The sequence below is a fragment of the Actinoplanes lutulentus genome, assembly GCF_003259845.1.
Taxonomy (GTDB): domain Bacteria; phylum Actinomycetota; class Actinomycetes; order Mycobacteriales; family Micromonosporaceae; genus Actinoplanes; species Actinoplanes lutulentus.
Genome location: NZ_QLMJ01000028.1, coordinates 139,983 through 158,639, shown reverse-complemented (window position 1 = coordinate 158,639; position 18,657 = coordinate 139,983). Strand labels below are relative to the sequence as shown.

The 18,657-nt window shown below is 69.7% G+C and carries 16 protein-coding genes and 1 pseudogene; 13 read left to right on the top strand and 4 right to left on the bottom strand.

Features of this window, described 5'->3' with window-relative positions; genetic code table 11:
- The 3 genes from B0I29_RS42265 to B0I29_RS42255 form a co-directional block, all read left to right on the top strand.
- Positions 1–168 (top strand): CAP domain-containing protein (locus B0I29_RS42265; protein WP_146617075.1); only part of this gene is annotated, 168 nt, incomplete at its 5' end.
- A gap of 235 nt (positions 169–403) precedes the next feature.
- Positions 404–646 carry a hypothetical protein gene (locus tag B0I29_RS42260; protein WP_146617074.1) on the top strand — a complete coding sequence of 81 codons (243 nt, stop codon included), beginning with the start codon at positions 404–406 and terminating at the stop codon, positions 644–646.
- 50 nt (positions 647–696) lie between these two features.
- Positions 697–1,113 (top strand): VOC family protein, encoded by a 417-nt coding sequence (locus B0I29_RS42255; protein ID WP_111654795.1) that lies wholly within the window; start codon positions 697–699, stop codon positions 1,111–1,113.
- Here B0I29_RS42255 and B0I29_RS42250 read toward each other — a convergent pair.
- The 4 genes and pseudogenes from B0I29_RS42250 to B0I29_RS42240 form a co-directional block, all read right to left on the bottom strand.
- Positions 1,110–2,444: an FAD-binding oxidoreductase gene (locus tag B0I29_RS42250; protein WP_220091573.1), complete on the bottom strand. Its 1,335-nt coding sequence runs from the start codon at positions 2,442–2,444 to the stop codon at positions 1,110–1,112. The two genes, B0I29_RS42255 and B0I29_RS42250, sit on opposite strands and share 4 nt — an antisense overlap.
- 71 nt (positions 2,445–2,515) lie before the next feature.
- Positions 2,516–3,382, bottom strand: a complete 867-nt coding sequence (locus B0I29_RS47905; RefSeq protein WP_220091578.1) for a sulfurtransferase — start codon at positions 3,380–3,382, stop codon at positions 2,516–2,518.
- Between the two features lie 165 nt (positions 3,383–3,547).
- Positions 3,548–4,447 (bottom strand): annotated as a pseudogene (locus B0I29_RS47900) (ketopantoate reductase family protein); the annotation flags it as partial.
- Entirely contained in the window at positions 4,444–5,148 is a 705-nt protein-coding gene (locus B0I29_RS42240) for an alpha/beta hydrolase (RefSeq protein ID WP_111654793.1), read from the bottom strand. The gene B0I29_RS42240 and the pseudogene B0I29_RS47900, both read right to left, overlap by 4 nt.
- Before the next feature lie 132 nt (positions 5,149–5,280).
- On the opposite strand from B0I29_RS42240, the gene B0I29_RS42235 reads away from it, so the two are divergent.
- From B0I29_RS42235 to B0I29_RS42190, 10 genes are all read left to right on the top strand, one after another.
- The gene (locus B0I29_RS42235; RefSeq protein ID WP_111654817.1) at positions 5,281–6,123 is read left to right on the top strand and encodes a LysR family transcriptional regulator; all 843 of its coding nucleotides are present in this window, start codon (positions 5,281–5,283) and stop codon (positions 6,121–6,123) included.
- A gap of 164 nt (positions 6,124–6,287) precedes the next feature.
- A complete protein-coding gene (locus tag B0I29_RS42230; RefSeq protein ID WP_111654792.1) occupies positions 6,288–7,433 on the top strand; it encodes an LLM class flavin-dependent oxidoreductase in 1,146 nt (381 codons plus the stop codon).
- Entirely contained in the window at positions 7,430–8,635 is a 1,206-nt protein-coding gene (locus tag B0I29_RS42225) for an LLM class flavin-dependent oxidoreductase (RefSeq protein ID WP_111654791.1), read from the top strand. Before B0I29_RS42230 ends, B0I29_RS42225 begins: the two co-directional genes overlap by 4 nt.
- Positions 8,632–9,774 (top strand): acyl-CoA dehydrogenase family protein, encoded by a 1,143-nt coding sequence (locus B0I29_RS42220; protein WP_111654790.1) that lies wholly within the window; start codon positions 8,632–8,634, stop codon positions 9,772–9,774. The genes B0I29_RS42225 and B0I29_RS42220 overlap by 4 nt, the downstream gene beginning before the upstream one ends.
- Before the next feature lie 61 nt (positions 9,775–9,835).
- Positions 9,836–11,485, top strand: coding sequence for an ABC transporter substrate-binding protein (locus B0I29_RS42215; RefSeq protein WP_111654789.1), 1,650 nt, complete (start codon positions 9,836–9,838; stop codon positions 11,483–11,485).
- Positions 11,486–11,539: 54 nt separating this feature from the next.
- Entirely contained in the window at positions 11,540–12,514 is a 975-nt protein-coding gene (locus B0I29_RS42210; RefSeq protein WP_111654788.1) for an ABC transporter permease, read from the top strand.
- Positions 12,511–13,398: an ABC transporter permease gene (locus B0I29_RS42205; RefSeq protein ID WP_111654787.1), complete on the top strand. Its 888-nt coding sequence runs from the start codon at positions 12,511–12,513 to the stop codon at positions 13,396–13,398. Before B0I29_RS42210 ends, B0I29_RS42205 begins: the two co-directional genes overlap by 4 nt.
- 34 nt (positions 13,399–13,432) lie before the next feature.
- Positions 13,433–15,040 carry a dipeptide ABC transporter ATP-binding protein gene (locus B0I29_RS42200; RefSeq protein WP_111654786.1) on the top strand — a complete coding sequence of 536 codons (1,608 nt, stop codon included), beginning with the start codon at positions 13,433–13,435 and terminating at the stop codon, positions 15,038–15,040.
- Positions 15,024–16,853 carry an ABC transporter ATP-binding protein gene (locus tag B0I29_RS42195; protein ID WP_111654785.1) on the top strand — a complete coding sequence of 610 codons (1,830 nt, stop codon included), beginning with the start codon at positions 15,024–15,026 and terminating at the stop codon, positions 16,851–16,853. Before B0I29_RS42200 ends, B0I29_RS42195 begins: the two co-directional genes overlap by 17 nt.
- Positions 16,831–18,657 (top strand): ABC transporter ATP-binding protein, encoded by a 1,827-nt coding sequence (locus B0I29_RS42190; RefSeq protein ID WP_111654784.1) that lies wholly within the window; start codon positions 16,831–16,833, stop codon positions 18,655–18,657. Before B0I29_RS42195 ends, B0I29_RS42190 begins: the two co-directional genes overlap by 23 nt.

Below are 18,657 nucleotides of genomic sequence, written 5' to 3'. Positions count from 1 at the left end.
GAGAACGTCGCCTACGGCTACCGCACCGCCGCCCAGGTCGTCAACGGCTGGATGAAGAGCCCGGGCCACCGCACCAACATCCTCAACTGCAAGTCGAAGACCGTCGGCGTCGGCGCCGTCTACTCCGCCAACGGCACCCCGTACTACACCCAGGACTTCGGCTACTGACGTTTATTGGCCCCCTGCAAGACCCGCGATGCCCCAGCCGATCCCCCTGCGGCTGGGGCATCGCTGCGTCCCCACCCCCAAGCCACGCCCTGCGCCCCGCGCCGACCTTGGCAAGCCCCACCCACATGGGGCAGCCACAACTTGCCAAGATCGCGGAAGGCCAATCACGCGGAACGCCAGCCACCCGCAAACGCGAGCCACCCGCAGCGGAGATCGGGCCGTGTACCGTCTGGCCGTGATCGATCTCGATCGGCCGGTTCGGCGGCAGGTCAAGCCGCCCCGCCGCCGCGCCCCTCTCGCCGTGGTCGCCGCCCTGGTGCTGGCCGGTCTCGCGGGTGAGCCCGCCCCCGTTCACACCCCGCCGACGACCGACGAGCTCTGCCGCCACCTCGAGGCGGCCGAGGTGAACGGCGGTATGGCTCTCATCGAACCCACCACCGGCGACACCCTCGTGATCATCAGCTGCCCGCCCCACTAACCACACATAACGGTCATGTACTGACCGCAATCCCGGGCACGCTGACGACCATGACTCTTGACCGTTCGGGTTCCCGGATCGACCACCTCAACGTCGCCGTGCCTGATCTCGCCGCCGCCGTGGCCTTCTACGAGCCCGTGCTGGCCAGCATCGGCATCACGAAGATGCTGGAGATCCCGCCGAACGCGACGCCGAACCAGCCGACGGCCATGACCGGGTTCGGGCTGGCGCAGGTCAAGCCGTACTTCTGGCTGATCGACGGCGGCACCGTCGGCACGAACATGCACGTGGCGTTCACCGTCGACACCCGCGAGGAGGTGGCCGCCTTCCACACTGCCGCGCTGAAGGCCGGCGCCACCGAACTGCTCGCGCCGGCCGTCCACCCCGAGTACCACGACGACTACTACGGTGGCTTCGTCCTGGACCCGCACGGGATCAACCTCGAAGCCGTCTGCCACCGAGATTAAATCGCTTTGCCCGGGTTCAGGATGCCCAGCGGATCGAAGACCGCCTTGATCTGGCGCTGTAGATCATGCTGGGCCTCACCCAACTCCTGCGCCAGCCATGTCCGTTTCAGCACACCCACCCCGTGCTCCCCGGTCACCGTGCCGCCCAGCGCGAGCGCCAACCCGAAGATCTCGTCAGCCGCACGATGCGCCGCCACCGGGATCGGCGAGCCATAGGAACCGGCCACGATGATCGGGTGCAGGTTGCCGTCGCCGGCGTGAGCGAGCGTGCAGATCGGCACGTCGTGGCGCCGCGCGATGTCCGCGATCGATCGCACCGCCTCGGCCAGCACCGACCGCGGAACCGCGATGTCCTCGATCAGCGGACGCCCCAGCCGTTCGATAGCGGGCAACGCCTGCCGCCGGGCGGCCAGCAACGACGCCGGGTCACCGTCGCTCCGTACCGACGTGGCACCGCGTTTCAGCACGTCAAGCGCCCGCGCGGCCTCGTCGGCCCCGCCGTCGAGCTGCACGATCAGCAACGCCCCGCCGGACTGCGGCATACCGAAATCAGCCAGCGCTGCGAGTGTCGCGGCGTCGAGCAGCTCGGCCAGAACCGGCTGGATGCGCGCCTCGGCCAGCGCCACGGACGCCGCAGCGGCAGCAGCCACGTCCGGATAAGCCGCCGCGATCGTCGCCGTTGCCGCAGGCAGGGTGCGCAGACGCAGGGTCGCCCCGACGACCACACCGAGCGTCCCCTCCGAGCCGACAAAGAGGCCCGTCAGGTCGTACCCGGCAACACCCTTCAACGTCGCGCGACCGGTATTGATCAGGGTTCCGTCGGCCAGCACGACGTCCAGGCCAAGGACCGAGTCGCGGGTCACGCCGTATTTGGCGCACCGCAGCCCGCCCGCGTTCGTGGCGATGTTGCCGCCGATCGTGGAGATCTCCAGGCTGGCCGGGTCGGGTGCGTAGCGCAGCCCGTGTTCGGCCGCTGCCCGATCCAGATCAGCGGTGATCACGCCCGGTTCGGCGACGGCTACGCCGTCGGCCGCCCGGATCTCCACGATCCGGTCCATCCGGGAGAGATCCAACACCACGGTGCCGGCTCCGGCGGCGCTCCCACCCGTGAGCGCGGTGCCGGCTCCGCGAGCGACCACTGGGGTACGCGTAACCGACGCGCCCCGCAACACTCCTTGCACCTGCTCGACCGTCCGGGGGAACACGACGGCGAGGGGCCGGCCGTCAGGTTCCCATCCGGAACGGTCGAGCCGCTTCTCCCCCAGAATCTGAGGATCCGCTGTCCACTCGGCACCGGTCTCAGCAAGCCATCCGAGCGGCGAAGCGTCCACCGGCGAAACCGGCACGGGCGAGACAGGCGCGGGCGAAACCGGCACCGGCGAGTCCACTCCGGGTGGAACCGTCACGGCTGTGCGCCGGTGGCGGCCGGGCGTTCCGGGTCGGACGACCAGGCCGACCACGAACCCGGATACAGCGCCGCCTCGACCCCGATACTCGCCAGCGCGGCGATCTGGTGTGCCGCGGTAACGCCGGATCCGCAGTAGACCCCGACCGGCCCGGTCACGCCCTCGAAGCGGTCGCGCAACTGGTCGGCGGCCTTGAAGTACGGCACACCCTCCTGCAGGTTCTCGCCGGTGGGCTTGCTGATCGCGCCGGGGATGTGGCCGGCACGCGGGTCGATCGGCTCGACCTCACCGCGGTACCGCTCGCCGGCCCGGGCATCGAGCAACGTGCCGGTCGACGGCAGCGCGGCGGCCTCGTCGGCGGTGAGGGTGGGCAGGTGACCGGGGGTCAGCACGACATCGCCGGCGCGGCGGGGTGACGCCGATCCGGTGGCTTCGGTGTACCCGGCGGCACGCCAGGCGCCGAGCCCGCCGTCGAGGATGCGGACGTCGGAGACGCCGGCCCAGCGCAGCAGCCACCAGGCGCGACCGGCGGCGAGGCCCCCGCTGTTGTCGTAGACGACGACGCTGCTGTCCGTGTTGATGCCCCAGCGGCGGGCGACGCTCTGCAGCGCGGCGATCGACGGCAGCGGGTGGCGGCCGGCGCCGGACTCGTGCGGCCCGGCCAGTTCGGTGTCCAGGTCGACGTAGACCGCGCCGGGCAGGTGGCCGGCCTTGTAGTGCTCGGCACCGTTCGGGTCGCCGAGCGCCCAGCGCACGTCGAGCAGAACCGGCGAGTTGGGCTCGGCGGCGGCACGCCGCACCTCGTCCACACCGACCAGCACCGACGCACGGGCCGCGGCAAGATCCTCAGAAGAAGAGTTCACCCGCGAATTGTCCACCGGAGACGAAGCAGAAGCCGAGGACGACGCGGCCGAAGACGCAGCGGCAGCGGAGACAGCAGCGGCCACCGCCGGCAACGTCGCCGCCAGGTCCTCCTCGCCGAGCGACCCCGCGGCAGTCCCGTCGATGACCGCCCGGTGCACCCGCTCCTGGATGGCCTCGTTCAGCGGCGCCGCCACCCCGTGCAACCGGGCCAGCAGGACGATCTCCCCGTCCAGATAGTCGGTCTCCGGCACCGCCGACCGCGCCAGGCTCTGCCGCGTCGAGTTGCCGACCCGCTCCCGCCCCGGAATCTCGGCGACGCCGAACCCGCTGGTCTCCGGCTTGGCCGGCACGATTCCCGCGGCCGCGTAGACAGCCCGGGCCTCGGCACGCAGAGCGTCGACCGCGGCATCACGCAGCGGACCCGGCTCATAGAGCGCGTCCAGACTGTTGAACAGGTTCCCGATCAGCTTCGCTGCCTTGTGCGCGGTGATGTCCTCGACCTCGTTGACCGCGAACCCACCCCGGCGCAGATCGGCCGCGATCGCCGCGGACACCGCGTCGACGCCGGACGGATAACGCCCCAGCCACAGGATCGCCGGCACCGGGTGAGCGTGATTCACAACCTCCCCGGGTACGACGAACGTGGCCGGAATCCACACCACGATGCCGTGCACACTGGCGAACGAGCGCAGTGCGATCCGCTCGGTCTCCAGTCCGTTCTGCAGAGTAACCAGCGGCAACGAGGTGGCGGCGACTCCGGCGGCGCCGTCGGCCCGCTTCACCGGACGCCACGCCCAGTCCTGGACCGCGGCGGCGCTGTCGGTGCTCTTGGTCGCGAGGATCAGGACGTCGTCCTCGGTCAGGTCGAGCTCGTCAGCGCCCGCGACCACGGGAATGGACAGCTGGTGGGCGCCGTCCGGGCGTACATAAGTGAGGCCTTTGGTGCGCAGGGCGGTGAGTTGCGCGCCGCGCGCGACCAGAACGGTGTCGATGCCGGCGCGGTGCAGTTCGGCGGCGACGGAGGCGCCGACCGCGCCCGCTCCGATGACGATGTAGCGGCTCATGCGGCCACCTCCGAGGCGATCACGGGGAGGTCGGCGCCGAGCTTGAGCCGCTCCAGGAACAGGATGATCGTAGCGGCGGCGGTCCGGTGCGTGACGTCGTTGAGGACGTCGTGGCGGCCGCCGGTGATGCTGACGAGCCGGCCAGGGTACGAATCCCGGGCCGTTTCCAGAGGGCTGACCGTGTCGGCGTCGCCGTGCAGGCCGAGGGTGGGAATAGTCACATCACCCGCATCGCCGATGAGTTCAGTAGGAATTTGGGCCGAAAAAAGAGCGCCCTGAGTCGCCGCGCCGGCCGAGAGCACACCGCGGTGGGTGGGGCAGCCGGTACGCGCCTCGAGCTCCTCGTCCCACCCAATGAGGTTGACACTGGTCGATGCCGAGACCGGGATTCCGGCGAGCACGACAGCGTCGAGACCGGGAGCCGAACGGCGGGCCAGCGACAGCGCGAACAGCGCGCCGGTGTCCGATCCGACGATCACCTTAGGACCCGGCAGACCGTCGTCGACCAGGAGTTTCTCGGCTTCGGCAAGGCTGGCGGCGACATCGGTGGTGATGTCCGGCAGCAGCCGTACCTTGTAGCCGTCGGCAGCGATGCGCTTGCCGAAACGCTGATAGGCGTCGATGGTCTCGCCGCGCCCGGCGGCGACCAGCACGGTCCCCCGGGGAGCGATCCCGGCAGGCTCGTCAAAGGCGTCAGTCATGATTCTTCCCTGCCATGAGCGTCAGAGGTGGTTGCCGGTCAGCATCACCTGATCGCCGGTCGCGTGTCCAACACCGATCCTCGATCAGAAACGAACACGAGTTCTTATCAATTGCTCGGTAGCGTCCGGGACATGGCACAGGTTCTGGACATCCTCGCGCTGCGCAGCCTCGTCGCGGTGGCCGACTGCGGCGGCTTCCACCGGGCCGCCGCCACGCTGCGGGTCAGCCAGTCGGCGGTGAGCCAGCACGTGCGGCGATTGGAAAAGGTGATCGGTCGCCCGATCGTCGAGCGGCAGGGCCGCGGGACCACGTTCACCCCGGACGGCCAGGCACTTCTCGGCGAGGCCCGGCGGATCCTCACGGCGCACGACGACGCGCTGCGCCGGCTGGTCGGCCCGGAGCGCCCGACCGTCACGATCGGCACGACCGAGCACGCCGCCGATCTGATCCTGCCGGCGGTGACCGCGGCGCTGCCGGACCATCAGGTGCGGTTCCGCATCGATCGCACCCGGCGATTGGACGCGGCCGTCGACCGGGGCACGATCGACCTGGCCGTGCACCTGACCGAGGCGTCGTCGGCGGAGGGCACGCCGGTCGGCTCACTGCCGCTGACCTGGTACTCCGCGAAGACCTGGCAGGCGCCGACCGGCCGGGACTGGCCGGTTGTGGCGATCGAGGAGCCGTGCGTACTGCGCCGCCGGGCCCTGACCGCCCTGGCCTCACGGGGGTTCGATCCCTATGTGGTCTGCGACAGCGGTTACGTGGCCGGGGTGCTCGATGCGGTCCGCACCGGACTGGGCGTTGCTCTGCTCGCCAGCGCGGTGACCACTCCGGACGGACTGACCGAGCGGGACGACCTGCCGAGCGTGCCCCCGGCCACGATGAGCCTGCGGGCCAGGTCAGGGGCCGATCCTCGCGTCGCCGAAGCGGTCACCGCGGGTCTGCGTACCGTCTTGGGCCCTGCTCCGAGCTGAGCCACGCACCCGGAGTGAGTAAAGGCAAGGAGCGCGACCGATAAGCGATCGTGATCACGTTGATCGCGGATCGTCGTTGGACACCCTTCCCAAAGACCTATTACGTTGGTAGGAGTTATAGGGATCCTGCGGTTACCGAACCGCTGCTTGAGGGGTGGTTCCGCGTGGCCGTCGAATTCATCAGTGCCGTCAACGTCAATCCGAGCAACGAGCTCAACCGGCTCGGCAGACCCGACGTCGACCTGCCGTTCTTCACCCGGTACGTCAACGCCCTCGAGGACGCGGGCTTCGATTACACGCTCTGCGCCTACGCCTCGGCCTTCCAGGACCAGTTCGCGATCGCCAACCAGATCGTGGCGCGCAGCGAGCGGGTCGCGCCGATCGTGGCGCTGCGGCCGAACACGATCTATCCGACCGTCGCGGCCAAGGCCCTCGCCACACTCGACCAGTTCGGCGGCGGGCGGGCGGTGGTCCACTTCATCTCCGGCGGCAACGACGCCGAGCAGGCCCGCGAGGGCGACTACCTGACCAAAGAGCAACGGTACGCACGAACGGCCGAATACATCGACATCGTCCGCAAGGTGTGGACGAGCACCGAGCCGTTCAGCCACGAGGGCGAGTTCTACAAGTTCGACGACTTCGTCAGCGTGGTCCGGCCGACCAACGGCACCATCCCGGTGTCGGTGGGCGGGTCGTCCGCTGAGGCGTACCGGGTCGGTGGTTCGCGCGGTGACATCTTCGGGCTCTGGGGTGAGCCGCTGAAGGACACCCGCGACCAAATCGACGCGGTGAACGCGCAGGCCGCAGCCGCTGGACGGACCGACAAGCCGCGGATCTGGGTGACGTTCCGGCCGATCATCGCGGCCACCGAGGAACTCGCCTGGGAGAAGGCGCACAAGATCCACGGTGTCCTCGCCGAGGGCAACAAGGCGAACTGGTTCCGGTCCAGCCTCGGTGGCAGCCAGCCGCAGAACGTCGGCTCCCAGCGCCTTCTGGAGATCGCCGGCCGGCAGGACGTGCACGACCGGGCTCTCTGGACACCGACCGCGAGCGCGACCGGCGCGGCCGGCGCCTCGACCGCCCTGGTCGGTACGCCGGAGACGGTCGCCGCCGCGATCCTCGACTACGTCGACCTCGGTGCCGAGCTGATCTCGATCCGCGGTTACGACAACCTCAACGACCTCATCGATTACGGACGCTTCATCCTCCCGCTGGTCCGCCAGGAGCTGGCCCACCGGGAAGCCACCGGGCAACACGGCACCCTGCAGGCCGACAACCCGGGAGCACTCGCAGAGAGGACCGCCGCATGAGCACCTTCGACCCCGCCATTCCGACGACCGCTTCGCCCGAGGTCGAGTTCATCAGCCTCTCGCACCTGAACCCGTCGACCGAGCTCAACCCGGTGCCGTCGCGGGGCATCGACCTCGCGTACTTCCGCAAGTACGTGCGCTCGCTGGAGGAGGGCGGCTACGACTACACGCTGCTCCCCTACGGCTCCGGCACCGCCGACTCGTTCGTGACCGCGAGCGCCGTGGGGCAGCTGACCGAGCGGATCAAGCCGATCGTGGCGCTGCGTCCGAACACGACACCGCCGACGGTGGCCGCGCAGAAACTCGCGACGCTGGACCAGCTGACCGAGGGCCGGGCCGTCGTCCACCTGATCTCCGGCGGCAGCGACGCCGAGCAGGCCCGCCAGGGTGACTATCTGCCGAAGAACCGCCGGTATGCGCGCACGTCGGAGTACATCGACATCCTGCGGGAGTCGTGGACCTCTCCTCAGGCGTTCAGCCGCGATGGTGAGTTCTACAAGTTCGACGAGTTCGGCCCGGGCTTCGCCCCGTACAACGGCTCGATCCCGATCTCGATCGGCGGCCAGTCCGACGAGGCGTTCGCGGTCGGCGGTGCCAAGGCGGACATCTTCAGCTTCTGGGGCGAGCCGCTGAGCGACCTGCGCAGCGAGATCGACCGGGTCAACGGGATCGCTCTTGAAGCGGGACGGCCGAAGCCGCGGATCTGGGTGACGTTCCGGCCGATCATCGCACAGACCGATGAATTGGCCTGGAAGAAGGCGCATTCATACGTCGCCAAGATCGCTGACACCTTCAGCAAGAGCGCGTACGCCCAGCAACGGCACCGCCAGGCATCCCCGCAGAACGTCGGTTCCCAGCGTGCTCTGGCGCAGGCCGCACAGTCCGAGCTCTACGACCGCGCCTTGTGGACCCGGACCGCTGCCGTGACCAACGCGGCCGGCGCCTCCACCGCACTGGTCGGCTCCCCGGAGACGGTCGCCGCGGCGATCCTCGACTACGTCGACCAGGGCGCCTCGCTCGTCTCGATCCGCGGGTACGACACCCTGGCCGACGCGGTCGACTACGGCCGGTACATCCTGCCGCTGGTCCGCCAGGAGATCGCCCACCGCACGGCGACCGGCCAGCGCGGCACCTTGCAGGCCGACCACCTGGGCAACCACGCGCCCGAGTACGGCCGGTTCGCGACGGCGGGTCAGCAATGAGCGGCCTGGACCTCTCTCCTGACGCCCTCGCGAAGGTCACCGCGGAGATCGCGGCGACCGCCGGCGAGTACGACCGCACCGGCGATCTGCCCTGGGCCGGCATCGAGGTCGCGCACCGGGCCGGGCTGCTCACCGCCACGGTCGGCACCCAGTACGGCGGCCCCGGCGCCGGTCCCCGCGACACCGCCCGGATCCTCACCGCGATCGGCGAGGGCGACGCGTCGGTCGGCCTCCTCGCGGCGAACTCGCTGAACACGCACGCCGCGCAGGCCGCGTTCGGCACCTGGCCCGCGCACTACTACGAGGATCTGCTGCGCCGCTCGCAGGACGGCCCGGCGCTGGTCAACGCGATCCGCGCCGAGCCGGAACTGGGTGCTCCGGCTCGCGGTGGCATCCCTAAGACGACCGCTGTACGCACTGACGACGGATGGGTGCTCAACGGCCGCAAGGCCTACGCGACCGGCGGCACCGGCCTCGCCTACCACGTGGTCTGGGCCGTCGAACCGGAGACGCAGCGCGTCGGGCACCTGATCGTTCCCGGTGACCTGCCCGGCATCACCTGGATCGAGACCTGGGACCACCTCGGTCTGCGGGCGTCGAACACCCACGACGTGGTCTATTCCGACGTGCGGCTGCCGGCCGACGCGTTCCGGGAGATCCCGCGTCAGCCCGACGGCTCCTACCGCGACCCCGCCGCCGCGGCCGGACCGGGCAGTTTCGGTCATCCGGCGCTCTACATCGGGGTGGCCCGGGCCGCGCGCACCGCGTTCGCCGCGTTCGCCCGGGAGCGGATTCCGGCCGCTCTCGGCAAGCCGATCGCGCAGACCGAGCGGATCCAGTCGGTCGCCGGCGAGATCGACCTGCAGATCGTGCAGGCCGAGACGCTGCTGCACGGGGCGTTGCTGCGCCTCGAAGCGGGCGACACCACGATCCTGCCCGAGCTCTCCGCGATCAAGGTGGCGATCGGACGCTCCGTGATCGCGGCGACCCAGACCGCGGTGGCCGCGCTCGGCAACCCCGGCCTGTCCCGGCACCACTCGCTCGAACGTCATTTGCGCGACGCCCTGTGCATCCGGGTGCATCCGCCGCAGGAGGACGCCGTTCTGATCGCCTCGGGCCGGCGGGTGCTCGGCGTTTAGGCGTACCCACGGACCTTGAACTTGATCTTTGCCTTCCCCCACCCTTAGAAGGACCGAAATAATGCCTATTTCTCGATATCTCAGACCTATTGCCGTCGCGCTCACCGCCTCGCTCGCCCTTGCCGCCTGCGGCGGCGGCGCGGAAGAAGCCAACACCGCCTCGGGTACGCCCAAATCGGGCGGGACGTTGAAGGTCAGTTTCTGGCCGGACAACCCGAACTTCTCCTGCATCGACCCGTTCCAGGTGTACTGGATCGAGCACCGGTCGATCATCCGGAACTTCGCGGACTCGCTGACCGACCAGGACCCGGAAACCGGCAAGATCGTCCCCTGGCTCGCCGAGAAGTGGGAGATCAGCACCGACGGCCTGGCCTACACGTTCACGCTGCGTGACGGCGTGACGTTCAGCAACGGCAAGAAGGTGGACGCGCAGGCGGTCGCCGACAACGTCACCGGCTGGATCGACACCGTCAAGACCACCAACGGAGCCGCTTACGGCGCCTCCTACATCCAGGGTCTGACCGGCGCGACCGTTGTCGACCCGCTGACCGTGAAGCTGACGCTGAGCAAGCCGAACTCGTCGTTCCTCCAGGCCACGTCCACGACGAACCTGGCGATCACCGACCCGTCGGAGTTCGCGCTCGCCCCGGCGGACCGCTGCACCGGCAAGGGAGTGATCGGTTCCGGTCTGTTCGTGCTGGACCACTACACGCCCAAGACCGAGACGGTGCTGACCAAGCGGGCCGGGTACACCTGGGGTTCCTCGTTGAGCGAGAACACCGGTGAGGCCCGCCTGGACAAGGTGATCTTCAACTACGTCGCCGAGGACAGCGTCCGCACCGGCAACCTGACCAGCGGCGCCATCGACGTCGCCTGGCCGCGGAACCCGTTCTCGCCGCAGGACCAGACGCTGATCGAGAAGACCGGCAAGAAGATCGAGGAGCGGTCGCTGCCGGGTGTCTCCTACACCCTGTTCGCCAACACGACCGCCGGTCGTCCGCTCGCCGACAAGCAGGTCCGGCTGGCCCTGTCCAAGGCGATCGACCGCCAGACCTACGCCACCACGATCTACGGCGCCGGATATCCGGTGGTCAAGGGCGCGTTCAACTCGACGACCCCGTACTTCAAGTCCGAGGAGAGCAAGCTCGCGTACGACCCGGACGGTGCCGGCAAGCTGCTCGACGCGGCCGGCTGGACGCTCGGCGCGGACGGGATCCGGGTCAAGGACGGCGAGCAGCTGACCATCGATTACCCGCTGACCTCGTTCGTCTCCAGCGCGGAGTTGCTGCAGGCGCAGGCCAAGAAGGTCGGCATCAACATCGCGCTGCGCCAGCTCACCCCGGCGCAGCAGGCCACCTACCTGGCCGAGGGCTCGTATGACCTGACCTCGACGTACTTCACCCGGGCCGACCCCGGCGCGCTGCAGTTCATCCTGAACCCGGACGTGGCGAACTCGAAGGCGCTGGCCCGTCAGGCGTCCACCCCGGACGCGGTCGCCAAGGTCCAGGAACTGTTCGCCAAGGCGCTGGAGACCACCGACGAGAAGCAGTCCGAGGCTGCGTACGGCGAGCTGCAGGACTACCTGATCGACGAGGGCATCACGCTTCCGCTCAACGAGCGGGTGCAGAAGGCCGGCCTCAGCGAGAAGGTGCACGGATTCGCGTTCACGTCGGAGAGCTTCATCAAGCTCAACGACGTCTGGAAGGACTGACGTCTCTCGGACCGGGCCGTGTTCACACGGCCCGGTCTTTTGAAAGGTTTCCCTATGACCCGGTATGTCATTGGTCGAGTCCTCCAGGCCGTCGTCGTCCTCTGGGCCGCTTACACCCTGACCTTCGCGATCCTCTACCTGCTGCCCAGCGACCCGATGGAGCTGCAACTCGCCGCCGCCGGGCTCCAGCTCGACTCGCTCACCCCTGAGCAGGTCGAGGCCGGCAAGGCCCAGTTCGGGCTCGACCAGTCGATCGGGGCGCAGTACTGGCATCATCTCTGGGCCGCCGTGCAGGGTGACTTCGGCATCTCGCTGACCCAGCAGGTGCCGGTCACCGATCTGATCGGGCAGCGGATCGGACAGACGTTGCTGCTCAGCGCCTCCGCCGCCGCGGTGGCGCTGGTCGCCGGTTCGACGCTCGCGTACGTCGCGACGTTCGCGCGCTGGAACCCGCTGCGCACGTTCCTGACCCGGCTGCCGGCGCTGGGCGCGTCGTTCCCGCAGTTCTTCATCGCGCTGTTCCTGATCCAGTTCTTCTCGTTCCAGCTCGGCTGGTTCCCGGCCACCGGCACCGAGGGCGCGTCGTCGCTGGTCATGCCGGTGCTGACGATTTCGGTACTCAACTCGTCGATCCTCGCCCAGGTGCTGATCAAGAGCTTTGACGAGACGTTGTCGCAGGCGTACATCACCACCGCCCGCGCGAAGGGGCTGTCCCGCTCGGCGGTGCATCTGCGGCACGCGTTCCGCAACGCCGTCCTGCCGGCCATGACGATCCTCGGCGTGATCGTCGGGCTGACCGTGACCAGCGCGATCGTCGTCGAGACCGTCTTCACCCGTGAAGGGGTCGGCAAGCTCGCCCAAGAGGCGGTGCTGTCCCAGGACGTGCCGGTCGTGCTCGCCGTGGTCACCATCGCGGCGGCGCTGTTCGTCGTGGTGAACCTGATCGTCGATCTGCTGTATCCGCTGCTCGACCCGCGCATTTCACACACCCGCGACAAGGTGACCCCTCCGGAGGTGGTGGCGGTATGACCACCGTGACTGTTCCTGACCTGGTTGACGCTCGTGCTTTTGAGCGCATCGGCGGGCGGCGGGCCGAGCTGCGATCGGCGCTGGTGCAGCTGGTCCGTAAACCGGCCTTCCTGATCGCCGTCTTCTACGTGCTCTTCGTGATCGTCTCGGCGTTCGCGCCGACGCTGTTCACCTCCTGGGGGCCGTACGACACGTACCCCGAGCAGGCCATGCGGGCGCCCGGCGCCGAGCACCTGTTCGGCACCGACGTCTACGGCCGTGACCTGTGGACCCGCGTCCTTTACGGCTCCCCGCTGACGATCAAGGCGACCCTGCTGGCGCTGACCATCGCGGCGGTGGCCGGCCTGTCGATTGGCATCGTCTCCGGCTTCTTCGGCGGCCGTCTCGACGCGATCCTGATGCGCATCGTCGACGTGCTGCTCGCCATCCCCGGCCTGCTGCTCGCCCTGTCGATCGTCACCGCCCTCGGGTACGGCACCCTGCCGGTGGCGATCGCCGTCGGCATCGGCATCGTCCCCGGTTTCGCCCGCACCACCCGCGCCGAAGTCCTGCGGGTCAAAACCCTGCCGTACGTGGAGGCCGCCCGCGCCGGCGGCGCCTCCTGGACCCGGGTGCTGCTGCGCCACATCCTGCCGAACTCGTGGGGCCCGGTCGCGGTCCTCACCGTCCTCGACGCGGGCGTGGCGATCCTGGCGATCGCTTCGCTGAGCTTCCTCGGTTTCGGCGCGGCCCCGCCGGCCGCCGAGTGGGGAACGCTGATCTCCGACGGCCGCAACTACCTGGTCACCTCGTGGTGGCTGAGCCTGCTGCCCGGCCTGTTCGTAGCGGTCCTGGTGCTGAGCCTCAACCACATCTCCAAGACGCTGCAGGAGCTGACGAGATGAGCCTCTTCCCGACCTTCGTGCTGGAGCGACTCCGATGAGCCTTGTCGAGATCAAAGGGCTCGATGTTGGATATGTCAGGCATCGTGCTGTCACCCCCGCTGTCATCGGGCTCGATCTGAGCGTCGGCGAGTCCGAGGTGGTCGCCATCGTCGGCGAGTCCGGCTCCGGCAAGACCAGCACCGCCAACGCGATCATCGGCCTGCTCCCGGCGAACGGCCGGATCACCGCCGGCTCCGCGATCGTCGACGGCATCGAGACCGCCGGCGCCCGCGAACGCACCTTGCGCAAACTCCGCGGCTCGGTCGTCGGCCTGATCCCGCAGGACCCGATGGTCGGCCTCAACCCCACCAAGCGGATCGGCGCCCAGGTCACCGAAGCGATCAAACTACGCGGCGGCACCGACTCGGCCCTCGACTTCCTGTCCCAGGCCGGCGTCCCGGACCCCGAGCTGCGGGCACATCAATACCCGCACGAGCTCTCCGGCGGCCTGCGCCAGCGCGCCCTGATCGCCATCGCCCTGGCCGGCCGTCCGAAACTGATCATCGCGGACGAACCGACCAGCGCCCTCGACGTCACCGTGCAGAAACGAATCCTCGACCACCTCAGCGGCCTCGTCCGCGAGCAGGGCATCTCCCTGCTGATCATCACGCATGACCTGGCCGTCGCCGCCGACCGCGCCGACCGGGTCATCGTGATGCAGGGCGGCCGCAAGATCGAAGAAGGCGATCCGGCGACGATCCTGCGCAACCCGCAGGATCAATACACCCGGCAGCTGATCGCTGCCGCGCCCCGGCTCGCTCACGCCGGGCGGGTGGTTCCGCGCTTTGACGTACGCGGGGAGGACGTCCCCGATTCCGTCCTGACCCTGACCGACGTCAGCAAGACGTTCTCGATCAGCGACCAGCGGCGTGGCCGGCGGGGTTTCAACGCCCTCGACAAGGTCAGCGTCCGGGTACCCCGCGGACGCACGCACGCCCTGGTCGGCGAGTCCGGCTGCGGCAAGACCACCACGCTGCGGATCGCCCTCGGCCTCGAATCGGCCACCAGCGGATCGGTGGTCCTGGACGGCACCGAGATCAGCAACCTGTCGTGGAACCAGGTCCGCCCGCTGCGCCGCAAGGCCCAGCTCGTGCACCAGGATCCGTTCGCCACCCTGGACCCGAAGTTCACCATCGGCCAGTCGATCACCGAACCCCTCGTCTCCTTCAAAATCGGCAACCGGAAGTCCCGGCAGGCCCGTGCGCTGGAGCTGCTGGACCAGGTGGCACTGCCGGCGTCGTACCTGGACCGGCTGCCCAGCGAACTCTCCGGCGGCCAGCGGCAGCGGGTCGCCATCGCCCGGGCGCTCGCGCTGGAGCCCGAGTTGCTGATGCTCGACGAGCCGGTGTCCGCGCTGGACGTACTGGTCCAGGAGCAGATCCTGCAGCTGCTCGCCGACCTGCAGAAGAACCTCGGCCTCTCGTACCTCTTCGTCTCGCACGACCTGGCCGTGGTCGCCGAGATCTCGCACACGGTGTCGGTGATGAGCGAGGGCAAGGTGGTCGAGGAAGGCCCGGTAGCCGAGGTCTTCACCAACCCGCAGAGCGAGTACACCCAGGAGCTGATCGACGCGATCCCGGGGCGCCGTGTCGACGCCTCCTGAATCCCGGGGGCGTTCGACGCTGCCGGACACCCGGCGGGGGTCGGCGCTTCTCGCGCAGCTGGCCGGGGCGCGGGCCAATCCGGGACCGGCGGCGGTCGCGACGGTCACCGGGCTGATCAACGGGGCGACCATGGTGGCCGGCGCCTCCGCGATCGGCTGGTCCACCGACCATCTGGTGGTGCCCGCGCTCGCCGGCGACGCCGTACCGGCGAGCATCTGGTGGACCAGCGCCGGCCTGGTGCTGGGCATCTCGGCGGCCCGATGGAGCACGATCTTCGTCCGGGGGCTGTCCACCGGCCGCGTGCAGTACCGGGCGCAGGCCGAGACCCGCCGGGCCGTGATCCGCCGGTACCTGTCTCTCGACCCGGCCTGGCACCGGCGGCACTCCCCCGGCCGGCTGCTCGCCCACGCGATCTCGGACGTGGACGCGCTCTGGTCGCCGATGCAGTTCGCGTACTTCGCGGTCGGCATGGTGTTCATGCTGCTCCTCGCCCTCACCGAGCTGTTCTTCCGTGCGCCCGTGCTCGGGCTCGTCGGCCTCGTGCTGGTCTTGCTGGTCCTGGCGCTCAACATCACCTATCAGCGGCTGCTCGCCCCGCGTGCCCGCGACACCCAGGCCGCCCGCGGCGTTGTCGGCGGTGTCGCCCTGGAGTCGATCGAAGGCGGCCCGGTCGTCCGCAGCCTCGGCCTCACCGACGCCGAGGACGCCCGGTTCGCCCCCGGTGTGCAGCGGCTGCGCGCCGCCGACCTGCGGATGGCCTCGATCAGCTCGATCTTCGACCCGCTGCTCGAACTGCTGCCCACCGCTGCTGTCCTCGTCGTGCTCGCCGTCGCCGCGCCCCGGGTGCAGCAGGGCAGCCTCAGCGTCGGCGACCTGGTCGGCGTGGTGTACCTGCTGATCACCGTGGCGATCCCGCTCAACGTGATCAGCCGTTTCCTGTCGATGCTCCCGATGTCCGGCGCCGGCCGCGAACGTGTCCAGGCCGTCCTCGACTCCGACGAGGTCCTCCGGCACGGCTCCCGCCACCTCGAACAGCCCAGCCCACTGCGCGTCGACCTGCGGTCCACCGGCGTCACTCGCCGGCACCGGCAGATCCTGCGCGACGCCGACCTCACCCTGGAACCCGGAACCGTCACCGTCGTCGTCGGCGCCGTCGGTTCCGGCAAGACCACGCTGCTCGACGTGGCCGGCGGGCAGATCCACCCGACCACCGGCACGGTCGCCTTCGACGGCGTCGACGTCCGCGAACTGACCGCCGGTGTCGTCCCGGACGCGGTGGCCGTGGTGTCGCAGAGCCCGTTCCTGTTCGCCGAATCCCTGCGCGACAACCTCGCCCTCGACCGTTCCCTGCCCGACGCGGACCTGTGGGAGGCGCTGCGGGCCGCCGCGGCCGACGACATCGTCCGTGAACTGCCCGACGGCCTCGACACCGTGGTCGGCGAACGCGGGGCCACCCTGTCCGGCGGCCAGCGCCAGCGGATCTGCCTGGCCCGGGCGCTGGTCCGCAAACCCCGGCTGCTGGTCCTGGACGACGCCACGTCGGCGCTGGACTCCCGTGTCGAACAGCAGGTCCTGGCGTCGCTGGCGGACCTGGTGGCCGACGGCGGCCCCACCGTCCTGATCAGCACGAACCGCCCCGGCGCGGTCGCGATCGCCGATCGGGTGGTCCTCGTCCGCGCAGGACGCATCGTCGCCACCGGCACACCGTCGTCCCTGCTCGACGTGGAGGAGTACCGCCGGATCGTGACCGCCTACCGGCCTGCTGACCGTGACGAGGAGGCTGCCGGCGATGCGCGTACCCATGTCTCTTGACCGGCCGGAAGCGGCTGCTCCTGGTTTGAGCTCGATCTCTGGTCGCTCGTTCCTCACGACTGCCCTCCGTTTCTCGCCGCAGCTGCGGCAGGGATTGCTCGTTACCGGGCTGCTCGCCCTGCTGGCCGGCGGCGGCCGGATCGTGGCGCCGCTGACCATCCAGCAGGCGATCGATTCCGGTCTCGCGCCGCACACCGTCGCCCCGGCCGTCACCGTCGGCGCGATCGCGGTGCTCGTCGCTGGAGCCTCGTCGTTGCTGCTCAACCGGCGTCTCCAGGAAAAGGTGGAGAGTGCCCTGGCCGGGCTACGCCGTGACGGTCTGCGCCGGGTTCACGACATGGCCGCGTCGACCGCCGACCGGGTACCGAGCGCCGATCTGGTCTCCCGGCTGACCAGCGACGTCGACCAGGTGACCACGTTCCTGCAGGGCGGTGGCATCCAGTTCGTCACCAACGCCGCCCAGTTGCTGATCGCCGGCGTGATCATGTCGGTGTTCAGCTGGCAGCTCGCGGTACCCGTGCTGCTGCTCTCCGCCCTGCTGATCAGCACGATGATGCTGATGCAGCGGGTGATCGCCCGCCGTTACGCCCAGGCCCGCCGTGACCTGTCCCGGCTGCAGAGCGTGGTCGCCGAGTCGGTGGCCGGCGCTCCGGTGATCCGCTCCACCGGAACGGCCGCCCGCACCGCCCGCAAGCTCGACGACGCCGTCGACCAGGCCCGCGACAGCCTGCTGCGCACACTCGTCCCCTTGCACGGCAACACCGCGCTCGGCGAGGTCACCATCGGCGTGATGACAGTGACCGTGCTGCTCGGCGGCGTCTGGTTCTCCCTCGCCGGCGATCCCGCACAGCCCCGGCTCAGCTCGGGCGAGGTCGTCGCCATGATCTTCCTGGTCACGTTCTTCGTCAGACCCCTCCAATTCCTCGTGCAGAGCCTCGGCGAGGCGCAGAACGCCCTGACCGGCTGGCGCCGATCCCTCGAACTGGTCGCCACCCCCAGCGAGGCGGTGACCGACGGCTCCGCGCTCCCACCAGGCCCGCTCGGCGTACGCGTAACCCAGGTGTCCGCGCGTTACGGCTCAGGCCCCCTGGTCCTGCACGCCCTGTCGGTCGAGATCGAGCCGGGCGAGCACGTGGCAGTGGTAGGCCGGACCGGCTCCGGCAAGTCCACGTTCGCGAAGCTGCTGACCCGCCGCGTCGTCCCGTCCGCCGGAACGATCTGCGTCGGCGGGGTGGCCCTCGACCGGATCGCATCCCTGGCCGGGCGGGTGGTGATCGTCCCCCAGGACCCCTTCCTCTTCGACGGCACCATCGCCGACAACATCAACCTCGGCACGCCGCACACCGCTGTGTCGCAGGGGAACGCAGCCGGCGCCTCCCCCAGTGGTTCCTCGCGCGACGGTGTCGAACGGATCGTGGACGAGCTCGGCCTCAGCGACTGGCTCGCCGGTCTGCCCGACGGCCTGGACACCCAGGTCGGGCTCCGCGGCGAACGTCTCTCCGTCGGCGAACGCCAGCTCGTGGCCCTCGCCCGCACCGCCCTCGCCGACCCTGACCTGGTCATCTTCGACGAGGCCACGTCCGGGGTGGACCCGGCCACCGACGTAGCCGTCCAGAAAGCCCTGGCCGTGCTCACCCGCGGCCGCACCACGATCGCCATCGCCCACCGCATGATCACCGCTGAGACCGCCGACCGGGTGCTCGTCTTCGACGGCGGCCGCATCGTGCAGTCCGGCCACCACTCGGCCCTCGCCGCCCGCCCCGGCCGATATGCCGCCCTCATCGACGCCTGGAGAAACCAGTGA

What these genes read in the sequence shown, in the direction of transcription:
- B0I29_RS42255 (WP_111654795.1), top strand. Translation starts at nt 697, where the DNA reads ATGACTCTTGACCGTTCGGGTTCCCGGATCGACCACCTCAACGTCGCC.
- B0I29_RS42240 (WP_111654793.1), bottom strand. Translation starts at nt 5,148, where the DNA reads ATGACTGACGCCTTTGACGAGCCTGCCGGGATCGCTCCCCGGGGGACC.
- B0I29_RS42235 (WP_111654817.1), top strand. Translation starts at nt 5,281, where the DNA reads ATGGCACAGGTTCTGGACATCCTCGCGCTGCGCAGCCTCGTCGCGGTG.
- B0I29_RS42225 (WP_111654791.1), top strand. Translation starts at nt 7,430, where the DNA reads ATGAGCACCTTCGACCCCGCCATTCCGACGACCGCTTCGCCCGAGGTC.
- B0I29_RS42220 (WP_111654790.1), top strand. Translation starts at nt 8,632, where the DNA reads ATGAGCGGCCTGGACCTCTCTCCTGACGCCCTCGCGAAGGTCACCGCG.
- B0I29_RS42215 (WP_111654789.1), top strand. Translation starts at nt 9,836, where the DNA reads ATGCCTATTTCTCGATATCTCAGACCTATTGCCGTCGCGCTCACCGCC.
- B0I29_RS42210 (WP_111654788.1), top strand. Translation starts at nt 11,540, where the DNA reads ATGACCCGGTATGTCATTGGTCGAGTCCTCCAGGCCGTCGTCGTCCTC.
- B0I29_RS42205 (WP_111654787.1), top strand. Translation starts at nt 12,511, where the DNA reads ATGACCACCGTGACTGTTCCTGACCTGGTTGACGCTCGTGCTTTTGAG.
- B0I29_RS42200 (WP_111654786.1), top strand. Translation starts at nt 13,433, where the DNA reads ATGAGCCTTGTCGAGATCAAAGGGCTCGATGTTGGATATGTCAGGCAT.
- B0I29_RS42190 (WP_111654784.1), top strand. Translation starts at nt 16,831, where the DNA reads ATGCGCGTACCCATGTCTCTTGACCGGCCGGAAGCGGCTGCTCCTGGT.